This is a genomic window from Sulfitobacter dubius (genome assembly GCF_027214245.1).
GTDB classification, from domain to species: Bacteria; Pseudomonadota; Alphaproteobacteria; order Rhodobacterales; family Rhodobacteraceae; genus Sulfitobacter; species Sulfitobacter dubius_A.
In genome coordinates, this window is record NZ_JAPWHM010000004.1 from 123,588 (window position 1) to 140,845 (window position 17,258).

The following is a 17,258-nucleotide window of genomic DNA, read 5'->3' on the forward strand; positions in this document are numbered from 1 at the left end:
CCTTACCGCCCCTGAAACTTGGGGCTGCGCTTTTGGGTAAAGGCCGTGACCCCTTCGGCGAAATCCTGTGACTTTCCGCAGCGGCCCTGCGCTTCGGCTTCCAGCGACAGTTGATCCTCTAACCCATTGTCCCAAGACCCGCGGATCGCTTTCTTGGCCTCTGCATAGGCCGCTGTGGGACCAGCGGCCAATTGCGCGGCCTTGGCGCGCCAATGGGCGTCGAATTCGGCATCCGCTACGGCTTGCCAGATCATGCCCCAGTCATCGGCCTGCCGCGCGGTGATCTTATCGGCGAAAAGGGCCGCGCCCATCGCCTTGGCCATGCCCATCTGGCGCGGCAGCGCATAGGTGCCGCCCGCGTCAGGGATCAAGCCAATGCGGGTGAAAGCCTGCATGAAATAAGCGCTCTCACTGGCAAAGACGACATCGGCGGCCAGTGCGATATTCGCACCCGCTCCCGCTGCCGGGCCGTTCACGGCGGCGATGGTCGGCACGGGGCAGTTGATGATGGCGCGCAGCAGCGGGGCATATTCTTCGCGCAGCGTTTTCTCCAGATCAGCGACGCCGCCTGCCCGGTCGGCCAAGTCCTGCCCCGAGCAAAAGGCCCGGCCCGCCCCTGTCAGGACCACGACCCGCGCCGCGCGCCCGCCTTCGGTCACCGCATGGGTTAGCTCCGCCCGCATTTGGGTGGTCAGCGCATTCATCTTGTCGGCGCGGTTCAGCGTGATCAATGCGACATCATCGGTCAGCGCATAGGTGATCGTTTCATAGTCCATCTTGCTATCCTTGATTGCTTGGCCGCAGCATATCAAAGCAAGTTGTCACTGCCAGTACAACGGCGCGTCAGCGGTCGAGAATATCGCGCAGGCGGGCTTCTTCCTCTGGTGAAAGTGGGGCCTCGGTCGGGGTTTTGCTGCGCGCACGGCCACGCAGATAGACCACACCGAGCCCTCCGGCCAGCAAAAGCATCAGCGGCCCCGCCCCCCACAGCAGCCAATTGCCCCCCGTGGCCTGCGGGTTAAGAAGGACATATTCACCGTAGCGGTCGACGATGAAATCCACCGCTTCCTCATCGCTGTCGCCTGCCACCAACCGTTCGCGCAGCAGTATTCGCAGATCGCGCGCAAGGCTTGCGTTGCTCTCATCGATGCTTTCGTTACGGCAAACGAGGCAGCGCAGACCTTGGCTCAGTTCCCTCGCGCGGGCCTCCAATGCGGGATCGTCCAACACCTCGTCAGGCTGAACCGCCCAAAGCGGGCTGGCGAGCAAGGCCAAGATCAGGATCAGTCGCTTCATTCCGCAGGCACTCCCGCAGGTTGTTTGCGTGCGCCCGCCGCGACACGGAAGCGCCGGTCGCTCAGGCTCAGTACCCCGCCAAGCGCCATCAGCGCACAACCAATCCAAATCCAATTGGTCATCGGTTTGATATAGGTCCGCACGGCCCAACCGCCGCCGTCCTGCGCATCGCCGATCACCACATAGATGTCCCGCGCGAGATTATAGTCGATCGCCGCCTCGGTCGTCGGCATCTGCGCCACGGGGTAGAACCGCTTTTCAGGCCGCAGGGTCGAGATCACATCACCCTCCTGCGCCAGCGTGATCTCGGCCATAGTGCTGAGGTAGTTCGGCCCCCTGACTTCACTCACGTCGCGGAGGGTTAGCGTATAGCTGCCCACGTCAAAAGGCTCATCAATCCGGGCCACGCGGATGTCATCCACGGCCCAAGCCATCAGCCCCGCGATCCCGGCCATGGTGATGCCCAGCCCGCCATGCGCCGTGGCCTTGCCCCAATCAGCGCGCGGCAGACGCCGAAGACGGCGCAACTTACCCGGGCCGCGGCCCAAACGCTGCATCACATCCACCCCGGTACCCATCAGCAGCCATGCCCCAAGGAACATGCCCACAGGCCCCAACAGCCCGCGTCCGGACTGCATGGCAAAGGCCAAGCCCCCAAGCGCCAGCGCCAAGAGGAAGACATAGCGCAGCGGGTATAGTGCGCGCATGATCTTGGCCCGTTTCCACGGCATCGCGCTGCCGATCGGCAGGATCAGTCCAAGCGCTACCATGAAAGGAGTAAACGCAGCGTTAAAGAATGGCGGGCCGACACTGAGTTTGCGGTCAAGGAACATCTCGGCCACCAGCGGCCACATGGTGCCCACGAAAACGACGAAACAGGCCACAGCCAGCAGCAGATTGTTCACCACCAAGGCGGTCTCACGGCTCAAAAGGCCAAAGACGCCCTTGGCCTCAAGCGCCGATGCACGCAGCGAGTAGAGCACCAGCGCCCCGCCGGTGAAAGACCCCAAAATGGCCAGAATAAAGACCCCGCGCTCAGGGTCATTGGCAAAGGCATGGACCGAGGTCAGCAGACCAGAACGCACAATAAAGGTGCCGATCAGCGAGAAACCGAAAGCAAGGATCGCCAGCAGGATAGTCCAGCTTTTCAAGCTCTCGCGTTTTTCGACCACAATCGCCGAATGCAACAGCGCCGCCGCCAAGAGCCAGGGCATGAAGCTCGCGTTCTCGACCGGATCCCAGAACCAGAAACCGCCCCAGCCAAGCTCATAATAGGCCCACCAAGACCCAAGCGCGATGCCGATGGTCAGGAAGACCCAAGCCGCCAGTGTCCAAGGCCGCACCCAACGCCCCCAAGCCGCATCCACACGCCCCTCGATCAGGGCCGCCACCGCAAAGCTGAAGGCCATGCTCAGGCCGACGTATCCGAGATAAAGAAACGGTGGATGGAAGGCCAGACCGGGGTCTTGCAGCAGCGGGTTCAGGTCTTGGCCGTCAAAAGGCGGCGTGCCCATGCGCAGAAAGGGGTTCGAGGTGAAGAGGATGAATGCCAGAAAGGCCACCCCAATCGCCGCCTGTACCGAGAGCACCCGCGCGCGCAGGCGCGGCGGCAGATTACCGCCAAACCACGCGGCCATGGCCCCGAAAAGCGCCACGATCAACACCCAAAGCAGCATCGAGCCTTCGTGGTTGCCCCATGTCCCGCTGATCTTATACAGCATGGGCTTGGCGGAATGGCTGTTGGCCACCACCAGTTGCAGGCTGAAATCCGAGGTGATGAAGGCCCACATTAGCGCGCCAAAGGACAGGGCAATCAGGATGAACTGCGCCGCCGCCGCCGGTTCGGCCATCGCCATCCAAGCAGCCCGGCCCCGCCAAGCGCCCCACATCGGCACCACCATCTGTACAAGGGCCACGCCAAAGGCGAGCACAAGCGCGAAATGTCCAAGCTCTGTAATCATGGGGCAGACTATAGGGGGCCTAAGCCCCCTAAGCCATGGCAAATCAAACGTGGAAAACGGTCAATCGGTCGCAGTCAGGCACGGCTGCGGCGCCACGCGTCTAGGGCCGCGTTGTCCGACGGTGTGACCACAGCGAGCGCCAAGCGGCTATCGGCACCCGTGTCGGCCACATGGGGGCTATCTGCGCGCAGCGAGCGCAGGGTCTCGATATTCTCGACCACCTGGGGCACCCGCGCGATGGTGCCCACGATCGCGCGCTGAAACTCCTGCGATTTCATCTGCTGCCGCGCTCCGAAATAGAAGGACACGATCACGCCCAACAGCCACCAAAGCGGCTCTGGCACCAGCGCAATGCCCTGCATCCGTTCGGCAAACCACAAAGGGTTAACCATTGCCGTGACGAACAGCCCCAATGTGCCGAGCGCCAGCATCGGGCGGGGCAAACGGTTGATCCCATCCATGAAGCGGTCAAAGCCGCCCTGCCGAGCCTGGGCGAACTCGGCCCCATATTGCGCCATCGCTTGGCCCTGCACCGCATGGGCACGCTGCGCCCCGGCCTCGGCATTCTCGCGAAACACTTCGACCGTGTCGCGGATGACATTGCGCTCGCCGCCGAAAACCGTCGTGAAAATACGTTCGATCAGCCCCATTGTGCCACCCTCCGTGCGAAATCGGCGTCGCTCATGTGATATTGCGGTGCGATGAACTCCTCCGCGCGCCGGATCCAGCCGCCCTTGCCGCCTGCCCGGCTGCGCGCGTATTTGCGGCTGGCGGGGCGACGGTCGGCGAGACGAAAGTAGTAGTTGCACCGCGCGATGCCGTAGGCGTCGACCAGATGATCAGGGGCGGCCCGCCACGCGGCATGGGCTGCGCGGATGGTTTGCGGCCCGATGACCCCGTCAACCGCGATCTCCTGCCCCATCTCGCGCAGCAAGCTTTGCAGGATCTTCACCGCATTGCTGCCTGCGTTGACATACATGTCAAAGACGCTCGGCTGCAAAGGCGCGGGCAATTCCGCGATGCGCGGGGCGTTAAAGTAATGTCTGACAAAGATATCCACCGCCTGCGCGCGGCTAAGGCGGCGTACGTCGGGCACATTGATCGCCCCATCCCCCGTCAGGTCCAGCCCCAATCGGCGCATGGTATGGATCGTCACCCCGAATTTCGTCGCCCCGCCGGGGTCATCGGGATCATTCACAAAGCCGCCCTCCCGGGCGACGATGGCGCTGGCGATCTCTCGGACGGTCTGCATCGCGGGCTCTCCTGTCTTGGGTGCAGACAGGCTCGGCCGGATGGGTTAACGGGGCCTCAGCCCCGCGTGCGTTGCGCGCAGATCAGCCTTCGGGCTCGCGGTAGACGCCCTGCTCTTTCAGCGCGTCCGTCACTTCCTTGGGCATGTAAGTCTCGTCATGTTTGGCAAGGATTTCAGAGGCTTCGAAAGTCCCATCGATATAACGCCCGGTGCCGACCATGCCTTGGTTCTCTTCAAACAGATCAGGCAGCACCCCGGTAAAAACCACCGGCACGGAGGCACCACCATCGGTCACGGCAAAACGAATCTGTTCGCCCTGCCCGCGTTTCAGCGAGCCTTCTTCGACCAGCCCGCCAATGCGGAACACCTCTGCCGGGCCGGGCGGCTCGGCGATGACCTGGCTGGGCGCGCGAAAATAGTTAATCCCGTCGCGCAGCGCATAGCCGATCAAGGCGGTAGACAGCACCAAGGCCACCGCTGCCACCGCGATGATCTGGATCCGGCGCTGTTTCTTGAGGCTCTTCATGGGAACAGCGGGGCCATCATCAGCCCCTCGGTTTCCGGCAGACCGAGCATCAGATTCGCGTTCTGCAACGCCTGCCCGCTAGAGCCTTTGGTCAGGTTATCGAGCGCCGCGACCACCGTCGCCCGCCCGGTCTGACGGTCGGCCACCACGCCAATATGGCAGAAGTTCGAGCCGCGAATGTGCCGGGTGCTGGGCGCTTCGCCGAAGGGCAACACCTCGATAAAGGGCTCTTCTGCATAGGCTTTCTGCATCGTCTCATGGATGATCTGTGCATCCCCTCTGACATAGCAGGTGGCCAAGATACCACGGTTTGCGGGCACCAGATGCGGGGTGAATTGCACCTGCACGGGCCGCGCGGCAATGGCCGAGAATTCCTGATCGAACTCACCCAAATGGCGGTGCGTGCTGCCAAGCGCATAGGCGTGATAGCCCTCGCTCAATTCCGCATGCAGCAGGTTCTCTTTCAACGAGCGCCCTGCGCCCGAGACCGCGCATTTCAGGTCTAGGATGATGTCATCCAGATCAATCACCCCTGCCGCGATAAGTGGGCGCAGGGCAAACTGCCCCGTGGCCGCATTGCAGCCCGTTCCCGCCACCAGACGCGCGGCGGCGATTTCCGCGCGGTAGAATTCGGTGAGCCCATACACCGCCTCTTTCTGCACATCGACAGCCGCGTGTTTGTTGCCGTACCATTTGGCATAATCCTCGGGGTCGCGCAGGCGGAAATCGGCGGAAAGATCGACGATCTTTAGATCTTTGGGCAGTGCCGCGATGACCTGTTGGCTGGTCTTATGCGGCAGCGCGCAGAAACACAGATCAATCTGGGAAAAGTCGATTTCTTCGATCGTGACCAGCGCCGGAAGATCAAGATGGCGCAGATGCGGAAAGACCTCCGCCATGGTCTGCCCCGCCTTGGAGTTCGCCCCCAAAGCGGTGATCTTCATCGAAGAATGGCCAGCTATCAGCCGGATGAGTTCTGCCCCGGTATAGCCGGAGGCGCCAAGAATGGCGATGTTCTGGGTCATGGTCTGTCCCCTTGTTCGGAACGAAATGTAATTGGAATTCAGGCGGCGGTGAATGTGATCTGTCGTCGCAGGAACTGCGTCGCACGGTCGCTTACGCGGGCGGGATCACCGGTGGTCAGAAAGGCCGCCTCGCCACTACCCATCATATTAGGGTGCCGTACAAGATAGTCCGCAAGCGACTCCGCGACCAACTCGGCTTGGCTAAACACCTTTACCTTGGCCCCCAAGGCCGCCTGAAATGCCTCTTGCATCAGCGGGTAATGGGTACAGCCCAAGATTGCCGCATCTGGATCGGGCATCTTGCGCTTCAGCGCGTCGACATGGCTGCGCACCAACGCCTCGGCGAGGATCATGTCACCCTCTTCAATAGCATCGACCACCCCGCCGCAGGCCTGCGCCTCGACATCCACACCGATCGCGCGGAAGGAAAGTTCGCGTTGAAACGCGCGGCTCGCCACGGTTGCGGGGGTGGCAAAGAGCGCCACATGGTTCACGGCCACTTCGCGCGGCGGGGAATTGTCGCCCCACTGCCGCTCCGTCATCGCTTCAATCAGCGGCACAAAGACGCCCAGCACACGTTTGTCGCGGGGAATCCAACCCTCTTGCATGCGCCGCAACGCAGCAGCAGAGGCAGTATTACAGGCGAGGATCACCAGATCGCAGCCCGCATCAAACAGCCGCTGTACGGAGGCACAGGTCAGATCATAGATGTCATCCGCGTTGCGCACGCCGTAGGGCGCATGGGCACTGTCAGCGAGATAGACAAAATCCACCTCCGGAAGCCGTTCTTGCACCTTGTTCCAGACGGTCAGACCGCCCAGCCCCGAATCGAAAATACCAACTGCCATGGTCTGTCGTCACCTGTCGGCTCTATGCCGTTCCTCAAACTCGTAACCGAGACCCTGATACTGGCCCGGCTTTGGTGACAACTCATAGGTGGCTTTGCGCAGGAAATCCATCATCGCTTTTGCGTCCCCCGCAAGCGGGTCAAGTGCAGCGCGCGGGATCGGGTCGCCGATGGCCACGCGCACGGGGGTATCGACACGCGCGCGGAACTCCTTAATCAGCAAGCCCATGCGCAGATTGGCGTGCAGATGGCTGGCGATTTGGAACAGTCGGCTAGTGTGGCCGTCAAAGTAGATCGGCACGACCGTGGCGTTAGATTTGGCGATCATCCGTGCGGTGAAACTACGCCAACCCGGATCCATCGGCTGGGAAAAGGGTTTTGCCGCCGTGCTAACCGTGCCGCCAGGAAAGATGCCAATTGCCCCGCCCTGCGCTAGATAATCTAACGCGGTTCGGCGTGTGGCGAGGTTCAAAGCCAGCGCGGCGCGGTCTTCGGCAAAGCTGATCGGCAAAAGATGATACGCCAGATCCGGCGCTTGGCTGAACACCGCATTGGCCATGATCCGAAAGTCACCGCGCGTCTTGCTGAGGATATGGCCCAGCATCAGCCCGTCCAGAATGCCGTAGGGGTGATTGGCGATCAGAATGACAGGGCCGCGCTTTGGAATATCGGCCAAGGACCCGCGCATCACATCCAATGTCAAACCACAGCGCCGCACCATGGCATCAAAGAACCCCAGCCCCGCGGCCACATCGTCTTCGTAGCCCTTGGCCCGTTTCAACAAAGACACCCGCCCGGTAGTGTTTTCCATCAATCGAATGAGCGCCCTCCCGCCTCGAGTTCGGGCGGAATGGGCATAGCTTATGTCACGGGCGTAGGTCACATCTGGGCCTCAGGATCGCACTGATGCTTTCCCTAGCCCAGAAATGTAACAGCCGTATTACTCCGCTGCCTTGGCCGTGGAGGTGCCGCCCGCGCGGATCACCGCCAGCAGTTCCTCACGGCGCTTCTCGGCCTTGGCTTCATTGGCCTGTTTCACCGGACCGAAACCGCGAATTTGCAACGGCAGTTCGGCCAGCGCCACGATGGCGTCGCGGGTCTGATCGGTCAGTTTGGGCAGCACTTCGGCCATGTCTGCCTCATACTGTTTGATCAACGCGCGCTCCATCTTGCGCTCGGCGGTATAGCCGAAGGGATCGAAAGGCGTGCCGCGCAGCCCCTTGAACTTCGCCATGACCCGCAGCGGCCCTTCGAGCCATTGGCCGAATTCCCGCTTCTGGGGCCGACCGTTGGGCCCCATCTTGGACAAGAGCGGCGGCGCCATGTGGAAAGTCATGCTGAAATCGCCATCGAACTGCGCCCGCGCCTTGTCACGGCTGGTGATCAACAGGCGGGCGACCTCGTATTCGTCCTTGTAGCTCAAGAGCTTATGATAGCCCATCGCCGCCGCCGCCTTGACGTCACGGTCTTCAATACCGTCGAGCATCTTGGTATAGCGCTTGGCCAGCCCCTTGCCCTGATAGTCGGTCAGGTGATTTTCGCGGAAAGCAATTTTCTCAGTCAGCGATTTGGGTAATTCCACCACGTTATCAGGCTGGCTTACCGCTTTGGCGTCTTCGGGATAGAGCACGGCCCAGCGGCCAATCTCAAACGCGCGCTTGTTGCGCTCTACCGCCGCGCCGTTCATCTCGATCGCTTGCATCAGGCTTTCGAACGAGAGGGGCAAAAGGCCGCGCTGCCATGCGGCGCCGAAGATCATCATGTTGGAGAAGATCGAGTCGCCCAATGCCGCCTTGGCCAGATCAGAGGCATCAAACATCGCGACATCGTCCTTCAACCGCGCTTCAAGCGCGAGGCTCAGCCGGTCATAGGGCATCTGAAACTCGGTATCGCGGGTGAAATCACCGGTGATAATCTGGTGCGAGTTCACCACGGCCCCGGTGCGCCCGGCGCGGGTCAGCCCCAGTGTCTTGTGCCCCGCCGAGACGACCAGATCGCCGCCAATGAGCGCATGCGCCTCGCCGGTGGCCACGCGGATCGCGCTGATGTCTTCGGGGCGCTCGGCCAGACGGCAGTGGATATGCACAGCGCCGCCTTTTTGGGCAAGGCCGGCCATCTCCATCATGCCAGCCCCCTTGCCATCAAGCTGTGCCGCCTGCGCCAGCAGCGCGCCGATGGTGACGACCCCGGTGCCGCCCACGCCGGTGATGACGACGTTATGGGTGCCGTCGATCTTGGGCAGTTCGGGCTGTGGCAGGTCGGGGATGGTCAGTTCGGTGGTCGGGTCCTTGCGGATCTTTGCCCCTTCCAGCGTCACGAAGGAGGGGCAGAACCCGTCGAGGCAGGAAAAGTCCTTGTTGCACTGCGACTGGTCAATGGCGCGTTTGCGGCCCAGCTCGGTCTCGTTCGGCACCACGGCCACGCAGTTCGACTGCACACCGCAATCGCCGCAGCCTTCGCAAACGTCCTCGTTGATGAAAACGCGCTTGTCGGGGTCCGGGAACAGCCCGCGCTTGCGGCGGCGGCGCTTCTCGGCGGCGCAGGTCTGGATATAGACGATGGCGCTGACGCCCTTGTGCTTGCGGTAGGCCTTTTGCACATTCGGCATCTCGGCGCGCTCGTGGATTTCGACACCCTTGAAGCGCGACAGGTCCACGTCTTCCTTCTGGTCATAGACCACGGCGAGGTTCTTCACGCCCATCGCCTTCAACTCTTCGACGATGCGGTAGGCGTCAAGGTCGCCCTCGTTGTGCTGCCCCCCGGTCATTGCAACCGCATCGTTATAGAGGATCTTGTAGGTGATGTTTGTCCCCGCCGCTATGGCGGCCCGAATGGCCAGCACACCGGAGTGGTTGTAGGTGCCATCGCCAAGGTTCTGGAACACATGCTCTGTATTGGAGAACGGCGCCTCGCCGATCCAGTTCGCGCCCTCGCCGCCCATATGGGTGAAGCCCGTGGTCTCACGGTCCATCCACTGCACCATATAGTGACAGCCGATCCCCGCATAGGCGCGCGAGCCTTCAGGCACTTTGGTCGAGGAGTTATGCGGGCAGCCCGCGCAGTAATACGGCAGACGTGCTGCGATATCTTCGGCATTGTCCGACCGGCGTGCCTCGTTCAGTGCCTCAAGCCCCGCCCGGATGCCATCGGTCTCGCGACCCTCTTCCAACAGGATGCCGCCGATCTTTTCAGCGATCAGAATAGGGTCGAGCGCGCCACGAGTCGGGAACAACTCTTCGCCATGCTCCATGCCCGCGCCCCCCTTGTGCCAGCCATAGACGCGGCGGTGGGTATCATTGAACAGCGCTTCCTTGATCTGTACTTCGATCAGCTTGCGCTTTTCTTCGACCACCACCACCAGATCGAGCCCATCGGCCCATTCATGGAACCCCTGCATGTCGAGCGGGAAGGTCTGACCGATCTTATAAGTGGTGATCCCTAGGCGCTCGGCCTCGTTCTCGTCGATGTTCAGCAGGCTCAGCGCATGCACCAGATCGAGCCAGTTCTTGCCCGCAGCGGCAAAGCCAATCTTGGCCCCGCGCTTACCCCAGACGCGCTTGTCCATCTTGTTGGCATGAGAGAACGCCTCGGCGGCGAAGCGTTTGTAGTCGATCATCCGCGCTTCTTGCAGATGCGGCGTATCGCCCAGACGGATGCTCAGACCGCCATCAGGCATGTCGAACTCCGGCGTAATCAGCTTCATCCGGTTCGGATCGCCATTAACGACGCTCGTCGCCTCAACGGTGTCCTTCATCGTCTTCAGGCCGACCCAAAGGCCCGAGAACCGGCTGAGCGCCCAGCCGTAGATGCCGTAATCAAGGATTTCCTGCACACCGGCGGGCGAGACCACCGGCATATAGGCATCCACCATCGCCCATTCCGACTGGTGCAACACGGTCGAGGATTCGCCGGTATGGTCATCCCCCATCGCCATCAGCACTCCACCATGGGGCGAGGTGCCCGCCATATTCGCATGGCGCATCACATCGCCGGTGCGGTCCACACCCGGCCCCTTGCCGTACCACAGACCAAAGACACCGTCGTATTTCCCTTCGCCGCGCAACTCGGCTTGCTGGCTGCCCCAAAGCATCGTCGCCGCGAGGTCTTCGTTTAGACCCGGCTCAAACCGCACGTTATGCTCGGCCAGTTTCTTTTCAGCGCGCTGCATTTGCAGATCGACCCCGCCCAGCGGGCTGCCCCGGTAGCCGGTCACATAGCCTGCGGTGTTCAACCCTGCCGCGCGGTCGCGTGCGGATTGCATCATCATCAGCCGGACCAGCGCCTGCGTGCCGTTCAGCAGCACCGGGCTTTTCTCAAGGTCGAAACGATCGTTCAGTGAAATCTTTTGCGTTGTCATGGCGGGCCCTCCCTAGCACGTCAGTCTTGCATGATTGCGTCCTATATAGGTCACAGTTGCTGACCTGTATAGCAGTTATTCCGCAGCGGCAGCCCTGCAGGGGACGGTTTGTGCTGTTTTCTCCCGGCTATTAAGGTAGGAGAAAGGCTGGGCAAGGAAAGTACGGGCCATGGATTGGGACAAACTCAGAATTTTTCACGCCGTGGCCGATGCCGGGTCGCTGACCCATGCGGGTGACAAGCTTAACCTCTCGCAATCTGCCGTCAGTCGGCAGATTCGCGGGCTTGAGGAACAGCTTAATACCAACCTCTTCCACCGCCACGCGCGCGGGCTGATCCTGACCGAACAGGGCGAGCTATTGTTCGACGCGACCTCGGCCATGGCCAAGCGTCTTGACGCCGCCGCCGCGCGCATTCGCGACAGTGAGGAAGAAGTCTTTGGCGAATTGCGCGTGACCACCACCACTGGTTTCGGCACGCTCTGGCTCGCCCCGCGCTTGCCGAAACTTTATGAGCAATATCCTGACCTTAAGGTCGACCTAATGCTCGAAGAGCGCGTGCTCGACCTGCCGATGCGCGAGGCCGACGTGGCGATCCGCATGAAAGAACCAAGTCAGGCCGATCTGGTGCGCAAACGGCTGATGACCGTGCGGATGGGCCTCTACGCAAGCCCTGAATACCTGGAAAAACACGGCACGCCGGAGCGGATGGAAGATATGGCCGATCACCGGCTGATCTGTCAGAATACCGACAGCGATCAAGTCGGCGCCGGGCTGCAACTGGTCAAAGAACTGATGATGTATGACCTGCGCTCGCTCTTGACGGTGAACAACTACTTCGGCGTGTTGCAAGGCGTGGTGCATCACCTTGGCCTCGGCGTGTTGCCCAACTACCTGATCCAAGATTTCCCGCATATCGTGCAGGTGATGCCCGATATCGAATCCGCCGAAGTGCCGGTCTACCTCGCCTATCCCGAAGAGCTTCGCCAATCCAAGCGCGTCGCCGCCTTTAAGGATTTTGTGCAGGAAGAGATCATAACCTACCGTAAACAATGGCGCGAACGGGTCGAAGGCGACAACTGAACCGCAACCCCACCGCAAGCCATGCAATAAGCGCATATCGGCCATGATGACTTGCGATGTTAAATAGCCTTGATTTGAACAGCCCTGCCTCCTATTTCACCATTATGAAGATTGACAGCCTGAGGGCGCGTCGCTTCATACCTCCCTGTTGGACTTGGCCGAGCTTTTAGCTCGGCCTTTTTTTTGGCCCATCGCCTTCTTTCAGCCCACAGGCGGTCAAAGCCACTTCCCCCCCGGCATTTCCCCTTGTATGAGGGCGCAAACGCGCCAGCCGGGGAATTTACATGCAAGATCCAGCCATCACACCCGACCTTATCGCCAGCCACGGGTTCACCCCCGAGGAATACGCCGAGGTCGTCAACATCCTCGGGCGCGAGCCAAACTACACCGAGATGGGCATTTTCTCGGCCATGTGGAACGAGCATTGTTCCTATAAGTCGTCCAAGAAATGGCTCCGCACCCTGCCCACCGATGGCCCGCAAGTGATCTGCGGCCCCGGCGAGAACGCAGGCGTGGTCGATATCGGCGATGGTCAAGCGCTGGTCTTCAAGATGGAGAGCCACAACCACCCCTCCTACATCGAACCCTACCAAGGTGCGGCCACAGGCGTCGGCGGCATTCTGCGCGATGTCTTCACCATGGGCGCGCGCCCGATTGCTGCGATGAACGCGCTGAGCTTTGGCCGCCCCGACCACCCCAAGACACGCCAACTTGTGCACGGCGTCGTCGAAGGCGTCGGCGGCTATGGCAACTGCTTCGGCGTGCCGACCGTTGGCGGCGAAGTGCGGTTCGACACAGCCTATGATGGCAACTGCCTTGTCAACGCCTTCGCAGCGGGCCTCGCGGATGCCGACAAGATTTTCTACTCCGCCGCCTCCGGCGTCGGCATGCCGGTGGTCTACCTTGGCGCGAAAACAGGCCGCGACGGTGTCGGTGGGGCGACCATGGCCTCCGCCGAATTCGACGACACCATCGAAGAGAAACGCCCGACTGTCCAAGTCGGCGACCCTTTCACCGAAAAGCGCCTGATGGAAGCCACGCTCGAGCTGATGGCAACCGGCGCCGTGATCTCAATCCAAGACATGGGCGCTGCTGGCCTGACCTGCTCCGCCGTGGAAATGGGCGACAAAGGCGGCCTCGGCGTGCGCCTCGACCTTGAAAAAGTGCCGACGCGGGAACCGCATATGACGGCCTATGAAATGATGCTCAGCGAAAGCCAAGAGCGTATGCTTATGGTGCTGCGCCCCGAGCTTGAGGCCGAAGCCAAAGCGGTTTTCGACAAATGGGACCTCGACTTCGCCATCGTGGGCGAAACCCTCCCCGAAGACCGTTTCCTCATCTGTCTCGATGGCGAGGTCAAAGCCGACCTGCCGCTGTCGAAACTCGCCTCCACCGCGCCCGAATACGACCGCCCTTGGGTGGAAACGCCCGCCGCCGCCGCTTTGTCCGACGCGCCAACCATCGACCCCATCGAAGGCCTCCGCGCCCTCATAGGCTCCGTGAACCACGCCTCCAAAGCATGGGTCTATGAGCAATACGACACGATGGTCATGGGCGACACCGTCCGCCTGCCCGGCCTCGGCGCTGGCATCGTGCGGGTCCATGGCACCGACAAGGCGCTGGCCTTCACTTCCGACGTGACCCCGCGCTACGTCAAAGCCAACCCCACCGAGGGCGGCAAACAGGCCGTGGCCGAAGCCTATCGCAACCTCTGCGCTGTGGGCGCCAAACCCTTGGCAACAACAGACAACCTCAACTTCGGCAATCCCGAAAAGCCCGAGATCATGGGCCAGTTCGTCGGCGCGATCAAAGGCATCGGCGAAGCCGTAGGCGCGCTCGACATGCCAATCGTGTCGGGCAACGTATCGCTCTATAACGAGACTGACGGCAAGGGCATCTTGCCCACGCCCACCATTGGCGCGGTCGGCCTGATCGACAATATTGACCAGATCATCAGCAACCAACTGCGCGAGGGGCATGTGGCCCTCTTGATCGGCAGCGCGGGCAGCCACCTCGGCCAATCCGCTCTCCTCGCCGAAGCCTTCGGCCGGGCCGAGGGCGATGCGCCCCATGTCGACCTCGCGGCCGAACGCCGCCACGGTGAATTCATCCGCGCTCAGTCCGGCCAAATCTCCGCCTGCACCGACCTCGGCGATGGCGGCCTCGCCCTCGCCGCCTTCGAACTGGCCGAAACCGCAGGCATCGGCGTCGAGATCGAAAGCGACGACACCGCAACCCTCTTCGGTGAAGACCAAGCCCGCTACCTCGTCGCCTGCACCGCCGAGGCCGCTGAGGCCCTGATCGCCGCAGGCAAAGAGACCGGCGTGCCGGTGGCCCAAGTCGGCGCATTCGGTGGAGAGGAGATCAGCTTCGGCGCGGCCTCTGCCCTGCTGGCAGACCTGCGCGCCACTTACCGCAGCACCTTTGCCCAGACCTTCGCCTGAACCTCTGGTTTCGGAGCCGCCCTTGCTTGAGACCAAGCGGTCGCGCGCAGGGCGGCGGGGCAAGCTAAATCGCCGAGGGGCCCCCTCAGGGGATGCGGCTATTTCGCTTGAGCCGACGACAGGCGGGTGACAGGCCGGGATCACTCAAGGGTGGTTCCGAAACCTTCTGGTTTTGGAGAGACCCGCAGCCCCGCTTCCCTCGGCCTCGCGCCTAGCCATCCGCGTTCAACCCCGCCAACATGCGCGCCTTTTCGCCCAGATCATCGGGGCGCGAGATCGCCTCGGCCAAGGCCTCCAACGACGCAATGGAATGCCCCGCGCGAAAGCTGTCGACATGGGGCAGCATCGCGCGAATGCCCGCCACCTTGGGCGCAAACCCGTCCCACCTCAAAAGCGGATTTAGCCAGATCACCCGCCGCGCGGTCAATTGCAGCCGCTGCATCTGCCGCGCCAGATCCGCCGGATCGTCCCGGTCAAGCCCGTCGGTGATCAAGAGGACCACCGCGCCCTGCCCCATAACCCGCCGTGACCAATCGCGGTTGAACGCCGCTAATGCTGCACCGATCCGCGTGCCGCCCTCCCAATCCTGTGCCTGCGCGCCCGCCGCTGCCAGTGCGGCGTCCACGTCGCGGGTGGCGAGATGCCGGGTGATATTGGTCAGGCGCGTGCCAAAGGTGAAACCATGCACCTGCGCCCAGCCCGCGCCTTTGCGGTTGGCCACCGCGTGCAGGAAATGCAGGATCACCCGACTGTATTGGCTCATCGAGCCCGAAATATCACAGAGCACCACAAGGTTCGGATAGCGTTCCCGCGGCTTCATCCGGTAAAGCCGTTCCATCTCCCCCCCACGCCGAAGCGCCGCTTTCATCGTGCGGGCCACGTCGATCCGCCCCCGCGCCGCCGTCACATTTCGCCGGCTGAGCATTGGCGGAACCGGGAGAGTAAGCTTGGCCAACATCCGTTTCGCCTGAGCCATCTCGGCAAGACTCATCTGTTCGAAATCCAGCGTCCGGAGCCGCTCGCGCGCCGACATGGTCAGGCTCGCATCCACTTCAGTGAGGGTCTCTTCCGGTTCGGGCTGATCGTCACGCTCCGGCGCTTCGGCCCCGTCCAGCAAAGCCTCCGCCGCGCGTTTTTCGGCAGGGGTTGCGGGACGGTCTTCCTGCACACCGCGGATGGCGGGCAGCATCGCGGCCATCATATGTTCCAGATACCGCGGATCGCGCCAATAGAGCCGGAATATCTGCGCAAACACCCGCGCCTGTTCAGGGCGGTTCACGAAACAGGCGTGGAGCGTCCAATAGAAATCGCGGCGGCTGGTGAAACCGACGGCAGCGACCGCCTCCACCGCCTCTATCACGCGCCCCGGTCCAATCGAGAGCCCCGCCCGTCGCAGAGCGCGGGCGAAATGGGTGATATTCCCCGCCAGCTTCGGGTCGTCCGGCAGGTCGAGGGGGATCTGCTCAGCCATTCTGCTTAGGCGGGCACCAGCGACGCCCGGGCCTGTTCGAGAATGCGCGCGGCCTCAGAGCCTTGCAGCTTGGCGATGTCATCTTGGTATTTCAGCACCGCCCCCAACGTATCGGCGATGACCTCGGGGCTTAGGGTCGTCACGTCCAAGGCCAGCAAGCATTTCGCCCAATCGATGGTCTCTGCCACGCCGGGTTTCTTGAACAGATCCTCAGTCCGCAATTGCTGAACAAAAGCCACAACCTCGCGACTGAGCGCCTCTGCCGCCTCAGGCGCGCGGGCGGCAAGGATCGCCATCTCGCGTTCCACATCCGGGTAATCGACCCAATGGTAAAGGCACCGCCGCTTCAGCGCGTCATGCACCTCCCGCGTGCGGTTTGAGGTGAGGATCACAATCGGCGGCTCCGGCGCACGGATCGTGCCAAGCTCGGGGATGGTCACCTGAAAATCACTCAGCGCTTCCAACAGAAACGCCTCAAAAGGCGCGTCGGTGCGGTCCAACTCGTCGATCAGCAGCACCGGTGCGCCATTCTCATCCGGGCGCAGCGCCTGCAGAAGGGGGCGTTCGATTAGGTAGTCATCGCTGAAAAGCTCCTGTGTCAACGCACGCCGGTCCGCGCCGCCCCCGACTTCTGCCGTGCGGATCGCCACCATCTGAGCGGGAAAGTTCCACTCATAAACCGCGCTCGACGCATCAAGCCCTTCGTAGCATTGCAACCGGATCAACCGCCGGCCCAACCCGGCGGCCAAGGCCTTGGCAATCTCGGTCTTGCCGACACCCGCCTCGCCTTCCAGAAACAAGGGCCGCCCCAACGTGAGGCTGAGGAAAACCACAACCCCGAGCGCGCGGTCACAGACATAGCCCTCAGCGCTCAGCATCTCTTGGACCGCGTCGATCGTATCAATGTTTTTCATGGCCCCAGTGGTGCATTCCCGCCCCGCCCCGTCAAGGGGTCTGAGAGGGCGCGGGCAGATTGACGTAATTTCTCCGCGCTGGCA

The 17,258-nt window shown here is 62.1% G+C and carries 14 protein-coding genes; 2 read left to right on the plus strand and 12 right to left on the minus strand.

Annotated features, from left to right (window positions below; translation table 11 throughout):
• Nucleotides 1–2 precede the first annotated feature (2 nt).
• The 10 genes from O4H31_RS10685 to O4H31_RS10730 all read right to left on the minus strand — a co-directional run bounded on the left by O4H31_RS10685 (nt 3) and on the right by O4H31_RS10730 (nt 11,264).
• Complete coding sequence (locus O4H31_RS10685; protein WP_269345574.1) at nt 3–776, minus strand: enoyl-CoA hydratase-related protein; 774 nt, start codon at nt 774–776, stop codon at nt 3–5.
• A gap of 67 nt (nt 777–843) precedes the next feature.
• Nucleotides 844–1,296, minus strand: a complete 453-nt coding sequence (locus tag O4H31_RS10690) for a cytochrome c-type biogenesis protein (RefSeq protein WP_269345576.1) — start codon at nt 1,294–1,296, stop codon at nt 844–846.
• Entirely contained in the window at nt 1,293–3,257 is a 1,965-nt protein-coding gene (locus O4H31_RS10695; RefSeq protein WP_132443504.1) for a heme lyase CcmF/NrfE family subunit, read from the minus strand. The genes O4H31_RS10690 and O4H31_RS10695 overlap by 4 nt, the downstream gene beginning before the upstream one ends.
• A gap of 74 nt (nt 3,258–3,331) precedes the next feature.
• The gene (locus O4H31_RS10700; RefSeq protein ID WP_269345578.1) at nt 3,332–3,907 is read right to left on the minus strand and encodes a holin family protein; all 576 of its coding nucleotides are present in this window, start codon (nt 3,905–3,907) and stop codon (nt 3,332–3,334) included.
• The gene (locus O4H31_RS10705; RefSeq protein WP_269345579.1) at nt 3,898–4,509 is read right to left on the minus strand and encodes a holin-associated N-acetylmuramidase; all 612 of its coding nucleotides are present in this window, start codon (nt 4,507–4,509) and stop codon (nt 3,898–3,900) included. The genes O4H31_RS10700 and O4H31_RS10705 overlap by 10 nt, the downstream gene beginning before the upstream one ends.
• An 82-nt stretch (nt 4,510–4,591) precedes the next feature.
• Complete coding sequence (gene ccmE / locus O4H31_RS10710; protein ID WP_067626977.1) at nt 4,592–5,035, minus strand: cytochrome c maturation protein CcmE; 444 nt, start codon at nt 5,033–5,035, stop codon at nt 4,592–4,594.
• A complete protein-coding gene (argC, locus tag O4H31_RS10715) occupies nt 5,032–6,060 on the minus strand; it encodes an N-acetyl-gamma-glutamyl-phosphate reductase (protein ID WP_269345582.1) in 1,029 nt (342 codons plus the stop codon). Before argC ends, ccmE begins: the two co-directional genes overlap by 4 nt.
• Nucleotides 6,061–6,098: 38 nt before the next feature.
• The gene (locus O4H31_RS10720) at nt 6,099–6,908 is read right to left on the minus strand and encodes a glutamate racemase (RefSeq protein ID WP_269345584.1); all 810 of its coding nucleotides are present in this window, start codon (nt 6,906–6,908) and stop codon (nt 6,099–6,101) included.
• 9 nt (nt 6,909–6,917) lie between these two features.
• A complete protein-coding gene (locus O4H31_RS10725) occupies nt 6,918–7,718 on the minus strand; it encodes a lysophospholipid acyltransferase family protein (RefSeq protein ID WP_269345586.1) in 801 nt (266 codons plus the stop codon).
• A 129-nt stretch (nt 7,719–7,847) separates the two neighbouring features.
• Nucleotides 7,848–11,264, minus strand: a complete 3,417-nt coding sequence (locus O4H31_RS10730) for an indolepyruvate ferredoxin oxidoreductase family protein (protein WP_269345588.1) — start codon at nt 11,262–11,264, stop codon at nt 7,848–7,850.
• A 169-nt stretch (nt 11,265–11,433) separates the two neighbouring features.
• Between O4H31_RS10730 and O4H31_RS10735 the strand changes: the two genes are divergently transcribed.
• Nucleotides 11,434–12,345, plus strand: a complete 912-nt coding sequence (locus O4H31_RS10735) for a LysR family transcriptional regulator (protein WP_067626714.1) — start codon at nt 11,434–11,436, stop codon at nt 12,343–12,345.
• A 284-nt stretch (nt 12,346–12,629) separates the two neighbouring features.
• Complete coding sequence (gene purL, locus O4H31_RS10740) at nt 12,630–14,789, plus strand: phosphoribosylformylglycinamidine synthase subunit PurL (protein WP_269345591.1); 2,160 nt, start codon at nt 12,630–12,632, stop codon at nt 14,787–14,789.
• 211 nt (nt 14,790–15,000) lie between these two features.
• Here purL and O4H31_RS10745 read toward each other — a convergent pair whose 3' ends face one another.
• Nucleotides 15,001–16,260, minus strand: a complete 1,260-nt coding sequence (locus O4H31_RS10745) for a vWA domain-containing protein (RefSeq protein WP_269345593.1) — start codon at nt 16,258–16,260, stop codon at nt 15,001–15,003.
• Between the two features lie 5 nt (nt 16,261–16,265).
• The gene (locus O4H31_RS10750) at nt 16,266–17,174 is read right to left on the minus strand and encodes an AAA family ATPase (RefSeq protein ID WP_269345595.1); all 909 of its coding nucleotides are present in this window, start codon (nt 17,172–17,174) and stop codon (nt 16,266–16,268) included.
• Between the last annotated feature and the right edge of the window lie 84 nt (nt 17,175–17,258).

Coding starts and splice junctions, on each gene's coding strand:
- argC (WP_269345582.1), bottom strand. CDS start 6,060: ATGACCCAGAACATCGCCATTCTTGGCGCCTCCGGCTATACCGGGGCA.
- O4H31_RS10745 (WP_269345593.1), bottom strand. CDS start 16,260: ATGGCTGAGCAGATCCCCCTCGACCTGCCGGACGACCCGAAGCTGGCG.
- purL (WP_269345591.1), top strand. CDS start 12,630: ATGCAAGATCCAGCCATCACACCCGACCTTATCGCCAGCCACGGGTTC.
- O4H31_RS10695 (WP_132443504.1), bottom strand. CDS start 3,257: ATGATTACAGAGCTTGGACATTTCGCGCTTGTGCTCGCCTTTGGCGTG.
- O4H31_RS10690 (WP_269345576.1), bottom strand. CDS start 1,296: ATGAAGCGACTGATCCTGATCTTGGCCTTGCTCGCCAGCCCGCTTTGG.
- O4H31_RS10730 (WP_269345588.1), bottom strand. CDS start 11,264: ATGACAACGCAAAAGATTTCACTGAACGATCGTTTCGACCTTGAGAAA.
- ccmE (WP_067626977.1), bottom strand. CDS start 5,035: ATGAAGAGCCTCAAGAAACAGCGCCGGATCCAGATCATCGCGGTGGCA.
- O4H31_RS10685 (WP_269345574.1), bottom strand. CDS start 776: ATGGACTATGAAACGATCACCTATGCGCTGACCGATGATGTCGCATTG.
- O4H31_RS10700 (WP_269345578.1), bottom strand. CDS start 3,907: ATGGGGCTGATCGAACGTATTTTCACGACGGTTTTCGGCGGCGAGCGC.
- O4H31_RS10735 (WP_067626714.1), top strand. CDS start 11,434: ATGGATTGGGACAAACTCAGAATTTTTCACGCCGTGGCCGATGCCGGG.
- O4H31_RS10705 (WP_269345579.1), bottom strand. CDS start 4,509: ATGCAGACCGTCCGAGAGATCGCCAGCGCCATCGTCGCCCGGGAGGGC.
- O4H31_RS10750 (WP_269345595.1), bottom strand. CDS start 17,174: ATGAAAAACATTGATACGATCGACGCGGTCCAAGAGATGCTGAGCGCT.
- O4H31_RS10725 (WP_269345586.1), bottom strand. CDS start 7,718: ATGGAAAACACTACCGGGCGGGTGTCTTTGTTGAAACGGGCCAAGGGC.
- O4H31_RS10720 (WP_269345584.1), bottom strand. CDS start 6,908: ATGGCAGTTGGTATTTTCGATTCGGGGCTGGGCGGTCTGACCGTCTGG.